Raw genomic sequence first — 16,023 nt, forward strand, 5'->3', positions numbered from 1 at the left:
CAATTCAGCCTAAGACCAATTCTTATAAACCTGTCTACCTTTTATAGTAAAGTAATTAATGTCTATTACTGTCATCTTTTTCCATTCGCTAAACTGAACGAGCAAGTAAATCACTATAAAACAATTCAATTTTTAAATTATGAGAAGAAAGATCAACAACAATTATTTAAAGCGCAGCAAACAGCTATTAGCTATTTTAGCATTAGGTGTAAGTATTATTTTTGCAGGCTGTAAAAAAGAGCAGTCGGCTAGTAACGCGGCCATAGTTACCACAGTAACGGGTGTTAATTTATCCAGTCCGCCACTGCCCGCCAAAAGCGATGCATTACTGGCCATACAGGTTTACAACAATCACTTTTATAATCAATATGGCACTTACGGGCCATCGTTTAAGGCATATTACTGGAAGGATGATAGCCATACCGGCCGGATGGATTTCTGGACACAACAAGAAGCAATTGAAATGCTAATAGATGCTTATAACATTAACCCAAGTACAGATCTGAAGAACAAGATCTCCTACTTGTACAATGGTGTAAGGGATGGCTACGGCTTGCTCTGGACCAGTAATAAGTTTAATGATGACATAGTTTGGGGATCGCTGATGTGCGTCCGGGCCTACAAGATCACTAATGACGGTGGTATGCTTACTATGGCTAAAAACAATTTTGACATGATGTATAGCCGCGCCTGGGACACCACGGTTTTAGGTGGAGGCTTATGGTGGACAACGGATAAAACATCCAAAAACACCTGTGTAAATGCGCCAGCTGTTATTTGTGCCATGCTGCTGTACCAGGCTACCGGCGATGCCACCTATAAAACAAAAGCCAAACTGATAATGGACTGGATAGTGAGCCGATTATATACGGCATCAACCGGCGAGGTAAAAGGGGCCATCATTCCAAACGGAACAATAACTGAAGGTGCGCTTTCATACACACAAGGAACTTTCATCGGTGCTTGCGATTTGTTGAGAGCTGACTATCCTACAGTTGATTATTTAGGGATGGGCAGTAATGCTATGAACTATGCAAAATCCAGCTTATGTATTACATCAGGCGGAATACTGAAAGACGAGAACGGCAATGCCGATACCCAGGGGATGAAAAGCATTTTTGCCCGCTGGGCTTGCCAGTTTGTATTCCATACCGGTACGGTAAGCACTTACGGGGCTTGGTTGGATTTTAACGGTTCGCAAGCCTGGTCTATCCGCAACTCGCAAGGGTTAATGTGGAACACCTGGGGTACACGAACTTCAGATACGCAAGTACTTAATGCGTTTCAGACCACCTGCGGCGTATCAATGGTAAATAATATATACGACTATCGTTAACAATTACTTGCTCGTTTATAATATATCAAACCAATTTATTAGTCCGGATTTATAATCCGGACTTTTTTATTAGAGGCATAGCCTCGGCCAATATTCTAGTAGCGGATTTCTATTATTACTTCAACCCAGCAGGCAACTCCACACTATTCTTCACCTTACCTCTCAAAATATTACTTGTCGCCTGCGCTAACTGCAAATACCAATCAGATGGCAGTGCTATCCCATCTTGGTCTAACGATAAAAACTTTTCATTTGCCGGTTTTTCTGCCGCGGTTGGAGCCACTTTGTACATGGCGGTGCCTTCATCAATTTCATCATACATGGCTATATACACCATATTTACTCCGGCGTTAATTACGTTGTATGATTGATGCCAGTAAAACGCTCCGCCCCTGCGTGGTATTTGGTTAAACGGACTTTTACCATGACGTAAATTATACCAGGAGAACCCGGGAAAAATAACCGGCAGGTAATCAATTTTATGTGCATCGCAATAGGCTTTATCGGGCACTACGGTACGGTCGCGGAATTTATCGGCACCCCGGTCATCGCCAAAACGACCAACCGCCCAGGGGCTTATGATATCCATTTTATTGTATACCGCTTTCCACTCATCGCTGTGCGTAAGCCAGGTGTCGTTAATACCACCCATAATAGTGGCCTGGTATTTTTTCTCGGCAACGTGGTGGAACCAATCCAGTATGGAATCGGCCTGCTCTATCGGGGCAAATGGCTTAGTATGGTCAAAACCCAATCCCCATATTGACAACAGAGGTCTGCCATTATGATGCAGGTAGGATTTGCCTTTGGTTACCTCTAACGAATCTACCAAAAACTTCCAATCGTTGATCAGATCGCGTTTCCAGTTAGGGCCCGCACCCGATATATCATACATGATACAATACACCCGCTTGTATTTTTCGCTGGCTTGTTTAACATTGCGCACCACCTGGTTAAAGTGCCTCGCGCCGCCACGTGATTTAATATCAGTAACAAAACGCTGCTCGAAAACACCGTCCAGATCATGCTCCATCATCCATTTAAAATGCAGATCGACAGCGCCATATTTATAAGCAGAGTACAGCTTTGCCGGTGAGCCGTCCGGATATTTCATATTGGTAGCTTCCTGCACTTCGTTGGGATACTCGCGCATATCCGGCCATGGGTCAAAATCAGCATTCGCGGCATCAGGTGTACGTGCGCCAAAATAATGCCGCCATACGTGGTTGTTAGATCCGTCATTGGGCGTGGCGTGCCAGCCCTGGTAGCCAAACATTACTTTATTATTTAACGTAGTGGTGCTGGGCACATATTTTTGGGCATTAGTGATATATGCCGAAAGCATAAGTAATAAAATAACTGATACTGATCTCATCATATACATCGCTTTAGTATGGTAATTCTTTTACGCTTATTACTGCACCACCTGCGCCATGGTGCAGTGCCGGCGCATTAATACTCTGCCAGCACAATTATCTTATCACTTATCGGCATTATACGTTCTTTACCTTTTAAAAAGCCCAATCCTACCACAAAAGAGAAACCGCAGACCACGCCGCCCATTTCTTGTATCAGGTCGCTGGCCGCGGTTACAGTACCGCCGGTAGCCAGCAAGTCGTCATGCAATAAAATATGCGCGCCGGGTTCAAAGGCATCGGTATGCATCTCGATAGTGGCGGTGCCATACTCCAGGTCGTATTTTTTTTGGCGGATAGTATAAGGCAATTTACCCGCCTTGCGCACCGGTATAAATGGCACACCCATTCTGGTAGCCAATGTCAACCCAAATAAAAATCCGCGGCTCTCTACCCCTGCTATGGCATCAATGCGTATGCCTTGCAATTTGTCAACAAACGCATTAACAATCCCATCGCATAATATAGGATCTTTTAATATGGTGGTAATATCTTTAAATACAATGCCCGGCTTCGGGAAATCGGGTATATCACGTACGGCTGATTTGATTTGTTGTTCTATCATTTAAAACTTAAATATGGTTCAATTTTACGCAAAATTATCCCATCAACTATAGCTATATTCTTCATATCATTTATTGACTGATAATTGCCATGTTGTAAGCGATATTGGATAACCGCGTTGGTTTGTTTATTGGTTAGATACGGAAACTTGCGCAGTCCCTCAAAATCAACCGCGTTTATATTTATTTTGCTGATGTGAATTGTGTTGATGTTTACCTGGTTCTGTATTTCGGCGTACTTGATACTGTCAATTCCATAAACTTCTTTTAGTTGTTCTTTATTTAAAAACCCTCCTAATCTTTTGCGGTACTCTACTATCCGCGCAGCGAAAGCCGGGCCGATGCCATGTATACGGGTGAGTTTGGTAGAGTCGGCAGTGTTTAGATCAACAACTTCGCCGACTGTCAGTTTGTTAGCTGTATAGCCTTCATCGGGGATATTAATATACGGCACTATTCGTTTATAATCATCAGCAGTAATACCGTAAATCTTCTCTACATCTTCCTTCTTATTAAAATGGCCGCCTTTTGCTTCGTAATGTTTTATTATGCTGATCTGGCGCTCGCTCATGCCCAGTTGTTTCCATTGCTCGGCGGGGAGGTTGTTGGGATTGAAAACAAACAGGGTGGGTTTGGCTACTTTTTCGTCTGATAGTGGTGCGCCGTTATCATTATAACCTGAAACATCGCCGCCTTTGGCCTGATTAAGCAGGACCGCATCTTTATTAAAATCTTTAAAGTCAATAACCTTATTTGTATGAAATTGCTGGTATACGTAAGGCGCGGCAAAAATTATTGCTATAATTAAAAGCAGTATTACCATTCCGTTCCACTCTTTTTTTGTGATGGAAAGGTAATTTTTTACACGTGACTTCATTGCTTGGTTTAAATACGGCATTAAAGTAATAAATTTAGAACGATTTATAATCGCTACCGCTAAATGAAAATTATAACCACCGAAGAGTTTGCCAAGGCCACCAAACTAGATAAGTTAAAACTCCCGGGGCTTGCTTCCTTCCTGATGGAACTGATGAAGATAAACCAGGTTAATGATCTGTTTGCCCAGGCACAACCCAAACAAGGCATTGATTTTATTGATGCCATATTAAAAGGCTGCGGTGTCGAGATTGAATTTGACGAAAAAGAATTAAGAAATATACCCGCCAACGGAAGTTTTATCGCCATTGCCAATCACCCGTATGGCGGCATTGAGGGCTTGGTACTTTTAAAGATGCTGCTAATGGCCCGCTCCGATGCTAAACTGATGGCCAACTTCCTGCTCAAAAAGATACCCAATCTCAGCGACTTTTTCATCGCTGTAAATCCGTTCGAAAATATTGAACATTCATCAAGCATAAGCGGGTTAAAAAACACGCTGGAACTGCTTGCTACCGGCACACCGATAGGGATATTCCCCGCAGGTGAGGTATCAACCTTTAAGCTGGATAAACAAGAAGTTACCGACAGATTATGGCACCCGGTTGTGGGCAAGATCATAGCTAAAGCTAAAGTGCCGGTGGTACCTATTTACTTCCATGGCAACAATGGGCTGTTGTTTAATTTATTGAGTTTGATCCACCCTACCCTACGCACGGCCAAATTACCGTCCGAGTTGTTTAATAAACAGGGACAAACCATTCGCCTGCGTATTGGCAAGCCTATACAGGTGATGGACATCCCCGATTATAAAGACAGCGCACGGCTGCTTAATTATTTAAGAGCTAAAACCTATGCTTTAGGCGCCGGACTGGAAGAAGAGAAAAAGATATTTAACCCGCGTAATCTTTTCAAAATAAAAAAAAAACAACAGGAGATAGTTAAGGCTATTGACCCTGCTGTACTTGAAAAAGAGGTTGCAACCCTGCGCGATAACTACACCGTTTGGACAGAGAAAAACTACGAGGTATTTATTGTACCGACATCGGTTATCCCCTACACGATACGCGAGATAGGGCGTTTACGCGAAGTGACTTTCCGCGAGATTGGCGAGGGTACCAACATGGCTACCGACCTGGATGAGTATGATATTTATTATCATCACTTATTTATTTGGGATACGGAGGCTAAAATGGTTGTAGGCGCTTACCGCATTGGTTTGGGCGATGAGATATTTTATAGTCTGGGTAAGGATGGTTTTTACATTGCCGAACTATTTAAAATAAAAGAACAGTTTACACCTGTACTACGCAAAAGCCTGGAGCTTGGCCGCTCATGGATCCGTAAGGAGTACCAGCTAAAACCCTTGCCTCTGTTTTTATTGTGGAAAGGGATATTAAAGTATTTAATGGATAACCCGCGTTATCAATACCTGTTAGGGCCGGTGAGCATCAGCAATACTTTTTCTAAATTCTCTAAATCATTGATAGTAGATTACATCAATCGTAATCATTTTGATCATGAGATGGCGCAGTATGTTAAGCCTCGTAAAAAGTTCAAGGTTGATTTTTCAAGTATTGATGCCGAGATATTAATGGAAGGCGAAGATACTTTTAAAAGCCTGGACCATTTGATATCACAGGTAGAAACACATAACATGAAGGTGCCGGTGCTGCTACGACAGTACATCGCGCTTAATGCCAAGATCATCAGCTTTAATATTGATCCTAAGTTTTCTGATTCGTTGGATGGGTTCCTGGTACTGGATCTGGAGAATGTGCCGCAGGATATGTTGGAAAAGTTGGGGAAGAATTTGTAAAGGCAAGGTGTCATGCTGAGGCTCTCGAAGCATGCGGGCGGGCCTCTACGCTCACCCTTCGAGTACCTCAGGGTGACAGCCCTTTTTTTTAGTATTTAACCCCAAACTTCTTCAACACCAAACTCAATAACCACAATGGCGCTATCAGCATAAATTTAAATTCATCGGAGAAGGTGGGTTTGCGGCCCTCTATGCGATAGCCTATAAACTGGGCAATATTAGCCATGATGAATATAAACACGCAAACTTGCGGCAATACAAACCCGCCCGATTTTTCTGCTAGCTGTAACTGTATTACTATGTAGACCAGTGCAAACAATAACAACAGTATGATATAGGAAAGTATCGGCGATAACCGCATATAATAGTAAACACTAAACGCGATCAAGAATGATCCCCAATTTAAATAGGTATTATATACACCCAAAAACTTAAGCTGCGGGAATGGTAACGACCATACAAACCCCACCACGCTAAATACTATCAATGGAATGCAGAGGTAGTTAATTAATCGGTTTGCCGGCTTTTGGTGGAAGCTGGCGTATTGATCAATTATAACATCGATAGGGCGTTTTTCGATTTTTTGATTTTTCATGCCTGATAAGCAATAAAAATTAAACTATGTCATTGCGAGCGTAGCGTGGCAATCGCGAACTTTGCAGCGTGCGATTGCTTCGTCCCTCGCAATGACAAGTTGGGTATTACTTAGCAAACGCTACCGCGCGGGTTTCCCTGATAACAGTAACTTTGATCTGGCCCGGATAAGTCATTTCTGTTTGTATTCGGTTTGATATATCAGCAGCCAATATTTCCGATTCAGCATCACTTATCTTTTCACTTTCAACCACAACACGCAGTTCGCGACCGGCTTGTATAGCGAATGTTTTTTCGACACCAGGGTATGACATCGCCAGTTCTTCCAGTTCTTTTAAACGTTTGATGTAGCTTTCAACCACTTCACGGCGTGCACCGGGGCGCGCGCCTGATATAGCATCACAAACCTGTATTATCGGTGATAGCATGGAGGTCATTTCAACCTCGTCATGGTGAGCGCCAATGGCGTTACAAACCTCAGGATGCTCCTTATATTTTTCGGCTAATTGCATACCCAAAATAGCGTGAGGCAGTTCGGGGTTATCATCAGGTACTTTACCAATATCATGCAGTAAGCCTGCACGTTTAGCTAACTTAACATTCAGACCTAATTCGGCAGCCATAGTGGCGCAGAAGTTAGCTACCTCGCGCGAGTGTTGCAGCAGATTTTGTCCGTATGACGAACGGTAGCGCATACGGCCAACCATACGTATCAATTCGGGGTGTAAACCGGTAATGCCTAAGTCGATCACGGTGCGCTCGCCTATCTCTACAATCTCTTCTTCAATCTGTTTTTTGGTTTTAGCTACGATTTCTTCAATACGCGCGGGGTGTATCCGGCCATCAGTTACTAAACGGTGCATAGCCAAACGGGCAATCTCGCGGCGTACCGGGTCAAAGCCTGAAAGGATGATCGCTTCCGGGGTATCATCAACGATGATCTCAATACCGGTAGCTGCTTCCAGCGCACGGATGTTACGGCCCTCGCGACCAATGATACGGCCCTTGATCTCGTCATTCTCAATATTGAAAATAGAAACGGTGTTCTCAATAGCACTCTCGGTAGCGGTACGCTGGATAGTTTGGATAACAATTTTCTTAGCCTCTTTAGTAGCTGTTAGCTTAGCTTCGTCAACAATATCTTTTATTTGGGCCATGGCTTTTGCACGGGCATCTTCGCGCAGGTTGTCTATCAATTGGTTCTTGGCATCCTCGGCAGATAAGCCTGCAATGCTTTCCAGTTGCTCCACATGCTGGTTTTTCAATGCATCAACATCTTCCTGTTTTTTAACTAAAATGTCTGATTGACGCTCAACGTTTTTCTTAGCGTTATCTAACTCAGTTTCTTTACGGGTAATGTTTTCTAAACGCGAGTTGTAAGATTGCTCCTTTTGTTTAACCTCGTTAGTGCGTTGGTTTATCTCATTGTTTTTAGCGTTGATCTCTTGCTCATGCTCGGCTTTCATTTGTAAAAAGCGCTCTTTAGCTTCCAGCAATTTGTTCTTTCTTAGTATTTCGGCATCGTTCTCGGCATCTTTAAGTATTTTCTTTACTTTGTTTTGTGCTGATATCTCCTGGTCTTTAAACAGCTTACGGAGCAGGAAACGCCCTGCGACGATCCCTGTGGGTATGCCTGCCAGCAACCCAATTATAATGTATAATAATGCATTCATTTTTTAAAAGGTTTATTGTTTGTATAGTATATAAATAAAAAAACCGCGACTAAACTTTATGTATCATGTATTTTAAAAACTTCGTTACAGATATTTTAGAATCATGGGTTACAGTTAAACTGGAATGAGTAACGCACGCCTCCTTGATCCGTAGGATATTGAAGTGTTAAGTTTTTAATAGTGAAACATAAAATTTAACCGCGGTTAAATCTTAATTGGCTCTGTTATTATATGTAAAGAACGTTTATTACGACTTTGAAAAAAATTCAGTCAGCAAATTATCTAACTGATAAACCTTATCTGCTACTTCTGAATCATCAACAGTAACTTTCTTCTCGGCTTTTAATGATGATGTTGCATAATGCAGCACACTCATTGCAAGCAGATCTTGTTTATCCCTAACCGCATAATTTTCTTGATATTCTTTTATGCGGTCGTTTATCAACTTAGCTGCCCTACGTATTATTTCTTCCTCTTCCATGTTCACCTTTAAAGGGTAAACTCGGTCAGCAATATTTATTTTTATTGAGATTTCTCCCATTTGAGCTTGTTCACTTTATGTACTACTTTTTCAGTAATACAATGCACTTATCTATTTCTTGCACAAATTCGTTAATTTTTTGTTTAATATCAACACTTTTTTCATTTGTTTCTGAAAAAGATTTCGCCAGCTTCACTGCGCGCATCTTTTCGTCCAATTCTTTTGTCTTATTTCTACTGGCATTTAAGGCAGCAGTAAGCGTATCATTCTCCAATTTAAGCAGATCGTTCTCCTCTTGCAACGCAGCACAAAGCTCGATAAGGCGTTGAGTCTTATCTATAACTTTATTTAACTGTGTTGCTGTTGTTGACATTTTTTTAATGAGTGAATGAGTGTTTGAGCGAATGAGTGAATGTTTTTAATTGTTGGATAGTTAACTAATCTCTAATCACCTAACCTCTAATCACTACTTCCTTATCTCCGCTCCCGCTTCCTTCTCTAAGTTATAAATTAATTTTTGCATGATGGCATCAATCGCTTTGTCGGTTAAAGTTTTTTCTGCGTCTTGCAAAATAAAGCTTAGCGCGTATGATTTTTTCCCTGCCGGAAGCTTGTCGCCTTCGTACACATCAAATACATTAATATCTTTTAACAGCTTGCGCTCGGTGCGTTGTGCAATTTGTTTTAACTGACCAAACGATACACCTTTATCAATCAGCATAGACAAATCGCGTTTTACTGCCGGGAACTTAGAAATGTCCTGGTAAACTATCTTGTTCTTTTTAACGATGTTCATCAGCTGGTCAAAACTGAAATCAGCATAAAAAACTTCTTTATCTACATCAGCTTTTTTCAAAGCATCTTTTGCTACCGCGCCAAATTTTACCAGCGTTTTATTGTTACGATTATAGTTTAGTCCGTAGGCCATTTTTTTGCAGGTGCAGTCTTCAACTACAACATCATTAATGTTTAGTTTTTGCAGGATGCCGTCAACAATAGCCTTTAAATTATAAAATGTTGCCGCCGTAGCCTTTTGGTTCCATTGCACCGATGCTGTTGCACCACTCATAAAAATAGCGAAGCGCTGGCTCTCGTTATATTTATCGTCTTTAACACTATATATTTTACCAAACTCGTAAAATTTAATGTCAGCGTTCTGGCGGTTTTGGTTGTAAGCGATAGCCTCTAAACCCGAGTACAACATAGTTTGGCGCATTACATCCAGATCAGAGCTGAGCGGGTTCAATATTTTTACTGCTGATTCCAGGTCGCTTGAATATGCCGATTTGGTTAACGAGTTAGACATGATCTCATTAAAACCATTGGCGGTTAACAGGTCACTCAACAGATTTTGTACCGTGTCTTTCTCGGGCCTTGGCGATGCGCTCAACGATGCACGAACCTGCGTTGGTATATAGATGTTATTATAGCCGTAAATGCGCAGGATCTCTTCTATCACGTCCACATCACGGGTTACATCAACACGGTAAGGCGGCACTTTTAAAATTAAGCCTTCGGCTGATTCACTAACGATCTGAATATCCAAAGCGGTAATGATCGCTTTAATCTCTTCGTGTGGAATAACCTGACCTATTAAACGATGCACATTGCTGTAACTCAGGTCCACATCAAATGGCGCAACCGGGTTAGGGTATAAGTCGATAATATTTGATGATATAGTACCACCTGCAACTTCTTTAATTAATAAAGCAGCACGCTTTAGCGCGAAGATCACCATGTCCGGATCTGTACCACGCTCGAACCTAAACGAAGCATCAGTTTTTAACCCATGCCTTTTAGCCGTTTTACGTACCGACACCGCGTTAAAATATGCACTCTCCAGGAAAATGCTTGTAGTAGTTGCTTTAACACCCGATTCGGCACCGCCAAATACACCGGCTATGCACATCGGCGCTTCGGCATTACATATCATCAGATCATCGGCAGATAATTTGCGTTCAACATCGTCCAGCGTTTTAAACAGGGTACCCTCTGCAACATTCTTTACAATTACTTTATTGCCTTTTATCGCGTCTGCATCAAATGCATGTAGCGGTTGGCCTAAGTCATGCAATACATAATTGGTAGCATCGACCACGTTATTGATAGAACGCACACCGATAACCGCCAAACGCTCTTTTAACCATTGCGGTGATTCTTTAACCTCGATACCAGAAATAGTTAAACCGGCATAGCGCGGACTAGCCCCTTCATTCTCTACCACAACCTCAATAACACGGTCTGTATTATCCACCTTAAATGTCGAAACATTAGGTTTGACAATACCGATTTTAAGGAAAGCGGCAATATCACGGGCAGTACCTAAGTGCGATACCGCGTCTGCACGATTGGGAGTTAAGCCAATCTCGTACATATAATCATCGTTCAGCTTAAAATAGTTTTTAGCCAGGCTGCCAACTACGGCATCATCAGCCAAAACCATTATACCGGCATGGTCTGTACCCAGGCCTATCTCGTCCTCAGCGCATATCATACCAAGTGATACTTCGCCACGTATTTTTGATTCTTTGATCAGGAACGGCTCGCCGGTAACCGGGTGTACGGTTGTACCTACAGTTGCCACTACTACTTTTTGCCCTGCGGCGACATTAATAGCACCGCAAACAATCTGCAGATCTTCGCCAGTGCCAACATCAACTTTGGTAACTTTTAACCTGTCGGCATTGGGGTGCTGGGCGGTTTCTTTAACGTAACCAATTACCAAACCCTCTAATCCACCGGGAATAGCCTGTACTTTCTCCACGCTTTCAACCTCTAAACCGGTACCGGTTAATATGGTCGAAATTTGTTCGGGAGTTTTATCTGTCTTAATAAATTCTTTGAGCCAATTATAGGATATCTTCATTACAACGAAACGATAATCGGCAAAGATAGGATTTAGTCGGGAAGTCCGAAAGACGGAAGGTAAAAGGTTTGCGTTTGCCCCGGTTTTTACTTCCCAATCAAAGTTTTTAATTTATTCATCAAGTCCTCGCCCCTAAGATCTATATCAATGATCTTACCCTGGGGGTCAAGCAAATAAGTTGTGGGATACGAATTGATGTCTTTATATCCGGCCGTTTGTGATGTTTTGGCATCCATTTGAATATTTGGCCACGGCAATAATTGTTGTTTAAGTATTTGTTGAGTGGTACCGGGCTGACGATCATCGACAATACCGATGATTTCCAGGTTTTTACGACTGAATGTTGAATATACCTCTTTGATCTTCGGGAACTCGGCAATGCAGGGCCCGCAAAACGTACCCCAAATATCAATAAATACGTATTTACCTTTCAGGCTGGCTGTGTTTACAATCCCCTGTAATTTGATATTCGGGTTAATATTAATACCGGCCACAACAGGCGCTTTATATCCCAATTGCCTTGATACTTTGTTGGTTCCCTTGTTTGCCGGGTCTTTGCCCGATAATACCTTTACTCCTTTTTTATCCCCAAAGCCACTAATATCTACTCCCGTTAATACCAGGTCGTTACCATTATTCATGATGTTGGATACAATAAACTCGTCATCCCCGATCTTGGCATACTGACCAATCTTTACAGAATTTAACTTTGCTATACGGTCAAAATATGGGCGATCCGGCACAATCATTACTGCAGACTTGCTGTAATTGGTTGTGGCTACCATATACGGCTTGCCTTTATATATAAAACGCAAGTAGTTAAACTCAGGGAAGGAAAAACTCATTTCTGTACCACTACCGTAACTTGGCAGGCTCATAAATACCAGCCTTTTATCATCTTTTATTTGGTTATCATTACCTAAATAATTTATTGTTACAGCTACTGCCCCTTTTATCTTTAAATCTTCGTCGGTTGTGCCTTTAAGCGCGGGCCTTAGTTGGTCATTCGCAAAGTCGCCATCGTTATCAACATCTATCATGTAAACAGGCTGGTTGTCGTGCATGCCTGATACAGCCGAAACATAACATTTCAAGGGCTGTCTTGATAATCTTACCGTGTCTTTAAGTTCAAACTTATTGCCTGTTAAACGCTTCTCCATATATTCTTTGGAGTAGAAACCGGCTACATAACTCTGAAAAACAAATTGCGGAAGGTCAAGAATATGAAAGTATTCTTGCATGTCTTTTAAATTGGTTGGTACATTTTTCATTACCGTAAAAGCCTTAGCATCATCATATTTTCTTAACTGCGCCAATGTGCCTTGCATAGTTGACACGTTGCCCTCAGGGCCAGTGCCGAAAAATCGCTCCATGTGGAAAGTGATACTGGCTGTTTTTTGGGACAATTTTGTTTTGGGGGCACTAAATCTTAAAGTATCTTTTGATGTTTGGCCAAAGCATACAACAGCCACGGTTAATAAAAAAGTAATGGTAGATAAGGTTTTCATAATATAGGCTATTATAAGGTAGTACCATTGCTTAATTGGTTGTAAAGAAATGGTATTACAATAATACTATTTATAGGCTATAATTATTGTGCAAACGCCTTAAAATAATTCAGTCAACATTAAGGGGTTTACAAGCAGCCTTAAAAAGACTATTTGTAAACCCCTTAATTTTGTTTAAATACCTTACCAAAATTTATTCGTCATCATCCGTCTTATCATCGCCATCTAAATTCAGGGTGTACGATGGCTCGGCGGCGTCATAGGCCCGATCTAATGCGTCAGTATCGGCGGTTTCGTCACCGGCTTCGTATTCAGCTTTTTCATCAAAGCCGTTCGAGTGGATATCTTGCTGGCTCATTTGATCATCTTTATCTTCGTCTTGCTGGTCGTCTTGTGGGACGCGGTTGTCTGGAGTTATCATGATTGTTTGTTTTGTTATAGAACGTTATTAAGTATGTGGTTGTTTTACAAATAAAAAAAGGATGGCCAGATCACTCCGCCCACCCCTATCATTTAAAACCAAAATTCTTAATTAAAACCTGCTGAAACCACCATCAAGCACCAGGTCCCCACCGATCATATATTTTGAGTCGTCAGATGCCAGGTATAAAAAGCCTTCGGCTATTTCTTCAACATTACCCAAACGTTTTGCCGGTGTAATGTCTGCCATATAAGCTTTCATACCGTCAACTTCTTCTGCTGTCATTCCGTTACGGCCAAAAATCGGCGTCTCAATTGGGCCGGGAGAAAGCACGTTAACTCTGATCTTCCTATCTGCTAATTCGGCAGAGAAACCTCTTGCTAACGAAGTTACCGCTGCTTTAGTAGCCGCATAAGCCGAAGCTGTTGCCATAGCTTTACCACTCACTGCTGAAGAGGTGATGATGATCGATGCCCCATCATTTAAAAAAGGCAAAGCTTTTTGCACCGAGAAGAACGCGCCTTTAAAGTTGATGTCGCTGGTTTGGTCAAACATTTCTTCGGTGTAGTCGGCTAATGGGGCGGCTACAAATACACCGGCGTTAACCACCAATACATCAATTTTGCCAAAAATTTCGGTTACTTTTTCGTACACACCAGTTATGTTTTTAAGGTCAGATACATCGCTTACTAAACCTATTGCACCATGGCCTATTTCGGCAACTGCCGCATCTAATGTGGTTTGGTTACGGCCAGTTATGGTAACTTTTGCGCCTTGTGCTGCATATAACTTTGCAGTTGCTAACCCAATACCGCTGTTACCACCTGTAACTACAGTTACTTTATTTTCTAATTTTTTCATTGTTGCTTTGTTATTTATTGATTTATTTGAATTTTTCGATATATTTAATTATGGTATTTCTTTCTTCTTGTCACCTAACTAATTATTTATCGATTTATTTAAAAATATCGATAAATAAGTTAAATTTTTTTACCCCTTTAATTGATTTAAAAAATTAACGTAGGCAGAAAGCACTTCCTTGTTAACTTGGTATTTAGCGTTACGCCCATCTTTATCGGCAATTAATAACTCAGCGTCAACCAACTGACTAATATGGTGCGAAATGGTAGACTGTGCCAACTCAATGTTACTTCCAATACAAGCACATTGCATCCAATCATTTTGCTGGCATTGCGTTTTTACCATATCCATTATTTTTAAACGGTATGGATCGCCCAGCGCTTTAGAAATTCTTTCTACTTTTTTATGATCTAAAATCATGATGCAAATATATCGATGGTTTTCGATTTAATTGTAATTGAAGTGTATTTTTATCAAACTTACCAAATCCGAAATCGAACATCCGAAATCCGATATCTAAATCACTCCATCATCTGCAAAACTATAAAACCCGTCATTAGTCACAATGATATGGTCGAGCACATTGATATCCAGCATGCGGCCGGCGTTGGCTATTTTTTTGGTAAGGTCGGTATCCAGCTGGCTCGGCTTTAAATTGCCCGACGGATGGTTATGCGCCATCACAATAGATACCGCGTTATGTTGCAGCGCGATATTAAAAATTATCTTCGGATCGGCTACGGTGCCGGTTAATCCGCCTTTGCTTATTAACTCTTTGGCTATAACTTTTCCGCTTTGGTGCAGCAGCAATAGCCAAAACTCTTCATGGCTAAGATCCATAAAGGTTTTACGCAATACATTATAAGCGTCTTTGCTTCCTTTTACAATTTCGGGGGTTTTAGTTTCGGTTTCATTGCGGCGGCGGCCAACCTCCAGCGCGGCTATGATAGAAATTGCTTTAGCTTCGCCGATACCTTTAAAGCGGGAGAGCTCGGCAATATTTGCCTTGCCCAAATTATTCAAATCATTGCCGTAATGGTGCAAAATACGTTTGCTCAGCTCAACTGCCGATTCGGTTCGGCTGCCCGAGCCTATCAGTATCGCAATTAGTTCCGCATCTGTCAAAGCGCGGCGGCCCTGCGTGCTTAGCTTCTCGCGCGGCCGGTCCTCTTCGGCCCATGATTTTATACTGATTTTGTTATCGTAGTTCACTAGGATTCTTAGGATTAAAACATTGTAGGATGATAATAGTGGTTTAAATATAGTTATCTAGATCTATTAATGAAAACATGACGATCTCCCTAATTTAATTATAAAATCTCTCCACCCTAAAAATCCTAGTCAAAAAAAAAGGCGATGAGTTCACACTCATCGCCTTTTCAATATATAAATATCTTGGTTAGCTAATTAGCTTAACGCGTTTACAAATTTAGTTAGCTTCGATTTATTGTTTGAAGCTTTGTTTTTGTGGATAACGTTTTTCTTAGCTAAACGGTCAAGCATAGAGATCACTTTTGATAATAAAGGAGCTGCATCAACCTTTGTAGTTGTGCCTCTTAATCTCTTAATTGCGTTTCTGGTGGTTTTAGCCTGGTAACGGTTACGTAAGC

The 16,023-nt window shown here is 41.5% G+C and carries 16 protein-coding genes; 2 read left to right on the forward strand and 14 right to left on the reverse strand.

The genetic code is table 11. From position 1 onward, the window contains the following. Positions 1 to 139 precede the first annotated feature (139 nt). Positions 140 to 1,336 carry a glycoside hydrolase family 76 protein gene (locus tag JWQ34_RS07430; protein ID WP_299356039.1) on the forward strand — a complete coding sequence of 399 codons (1,197 nt, stop codon included), beginning with the start codon at positions 140 to 142 and terminating at the stop codon, positions 1,334 to 1,336. Between the two features lie 115 nt (positions 1,337 to 1,451). Here the strand turns inward: JWQ34_RS07430 and JWQ34_RS07435 are convergent, their stop codons facing one another. The 3 genes from JWQ34_RS07435 to JWQ34_RS07445 form a co-directional block, all read right to left on the reverse strand. Next, positions 1,452 to 2,714: a glycoside hydrolase family 71/99-like protein gene (locus JWQ34_RS07435; protein WP_299356041.1), complete on the reverse strand. Its 1,263-nt coding sequence runs from the start codon at positions 2,712 to 2,714 to the stop codon at positions 1,452 to 1,454. Positions 2,715 to 2,788: 74 nt separating this feature from the next. Continuing rightward, positions 2,789 to 3,316, reverse strand: coding sequence for an adenine phosphoribosyltransferase (locus tag JWQ34_RS07440; protein ID WP_299356042.1), 528 nt, complete (start codon positions 3,314 to 3,316; stop codon positions 2,789 to 2,791). Then, positions 3,313 to 4,191: a helix-hairpin-helix domain-containing protein gene (locus tag JWQ34_RS07445; protein ID WP_299356043.1), complete on the reverse strand. Its 879-nt coding sequence runs from the start codon at positions 4,189 to 4,191 to the stop codon at positions 3,313 to 3,315. Before JWQ34_RS07445 ends, JWQ34_RS07440 begins: the two co-directional genes overlap by 4 nt. A 63-nt stretch (positions 4,192 to 4,254) precedes the next feature. On the opposite strand from JWQ34_RS07445, the gene JWQ34_RS07450 reads away from it, so the two are divergent. Continuing rightward, positions 4,255 to 6,009: a GNAT family N-acyltransferase gene (locus JWQ34_RS07450; protein WP_299356045.1), complete on the forward strand. Its 1,755-nt coding sequence runs from the start codon at positions 4,255 to 4,257 to the stop codon at positions 6,007 to 6,009. Between the two features lie 88 nt (positions 6,010 to 6,097). Here the strand turns inward: JWQ34_RS07450 and JWQ34_RS07455 are convergent, their stop codons facing one another. From JWQ34_RS07455 to rpsT, 11 genes are all read right to left on the reverse strand, one after another. Next, positions 6,098 to 6,604 (reverse strand): DUF962 domain-containing protein, encoded by a 507-nt coding sequence (locus JWQ34_RS07455; RefSeq protein ID WP_299356047.1) that lies wholly within the window; start codon positions 6,602 to 6,604, stop codon positions 6,098 to 6,100. Between the two features lie 106 nt (positions 6,605 to 6,710). After that, complete coding sequence (gene rny, locus JWQ34_RS07460; protein WP_299356049.1) at positions 6,711 to 8,276, reverse strand: ribonuclease Y; 1,566 nt, start codon at positions 8,274 to 8,276, stop codon at positions 6,711 to 6,713. A gap of 247 nt (positions 8,277 to 8,523) precedes the next feature. Next, positions 8,524 to 8,817, reverse strand: coding sequence for a cell division protein ZapA (locus JWQ34_RS07465; protein ID WP_299356051.1), 294 nt, complete (start codon positions 8,815 to 8,817; stop codon positions 8,524 to 8,526). A gap of 22 nt (positions 8,818 to 8,839) precedes the next feature. Then, complete coding sequence (locus JWQ34_RS07470; protein WP_299356053.1) at positions 8,840 to 9,130, reverse strand: hypothetical protein; 291 nt, start codon at positions 9,128 to 9,130, stop codon at positions 8,840 to 8,842. A 93-nt stretch (positions 9,131 to 9,223) separates the two neighbouring features. Next, a complete protein-coding gene (gene pheT / locus JWQ34_RS07475; RefSeq protein WP_299356055.1) occupies positions 9,224 to 11,623 on the reverse strand; it encodes a phenylalanine--tRNA ligase subunit beta in 2,400 nt (799 codons plus the stop codon). Between the two features lie 86 nt (positions 11,624 to 11,709). Next, on the reverse strand, positions 11,710 to 13,131 hold the full coding sequence (locus tag JWQ34_RS07480; protein ID WP_299356057.1) for a TlpA disulfide reductase family protein: 1,422 nt from the start codon (positions 13,129 to 13,131) through the stop codon (positions 11,710 to 11,712). Positions 13,132 to 13,324: 193 nt separating this feature from the next. Then, on the reverse strand, positions 13,325 to 13,552 hold the full coding sequence (locus JWQ34_RS07485; protein WP_299356059.1) for a hypothetical protein: 228 nt from the start codon (positions 13,550 to 13,552) through the stop codon (positions 13,325 to 13,327). A 111-nt stretch (positions 13,553 to 13,663) separates the two neighbouring features. Further along, the gene (locus JWQ34_RS07490; RefSeq protein WP_299356061.1) at positions 13,664 to 14,413 is read right to left on the reverse strand and encodes an SDR family oxidoreductase; all 750 of its coding nucleotides are present in this window, start codon (positions 14,411 to 14,413) and stop codon (positions 13,664 to 13,666) included. Positions 14,414 to 14,542: 129 nt separating this feature from the next. Beyond that, positions 14,543 to 14,833: an ArsR family transcriptional regulator gene (locus JWQ34_RS07495; RefSeq protein WP_299356063.1), complete on the reverse strand. Its 291-nt coding sequence runs from the start codon at positions 14,831 to 14,833 to the stop codon at positions 14,543 to 14,545. A 96-nt stretch (positions 14,834 to 14,929) separates the two neighbouring features. Then, positions 14,930 to 15,625: a DNA repair protein RadC gene (gene radC / locus JWQ34_RS07500; protein ID WP_367278602.1), complete on the reverse strand. Its 696-nt coding sequence runs from the start codon at positions 15,623 to 15,625 to the stop codon at positions 14,930 to 14,932. 195 nt (positions 15,626 to 15,820) lie between these two features. Then, positions 15,821 to 16,023, reverse strand: a 203-nt coding sequence (gene rpsT / locus JWQ34_RS07505; protein WP_299356065.1) for a 30S ribosomal protein S20, incomplete at its 5' end; no start/stop codon positions are given.

The organism is Mucilaginibacter sp., assembly GCF_028288185.1.
In the GTDB taxonomy this organism is placed as follows: Bacteria; Bacteroidota; Bacteroidia; order Sphingobacteriales; family Sphingobacteriaceae; genus Mucilaginibacter.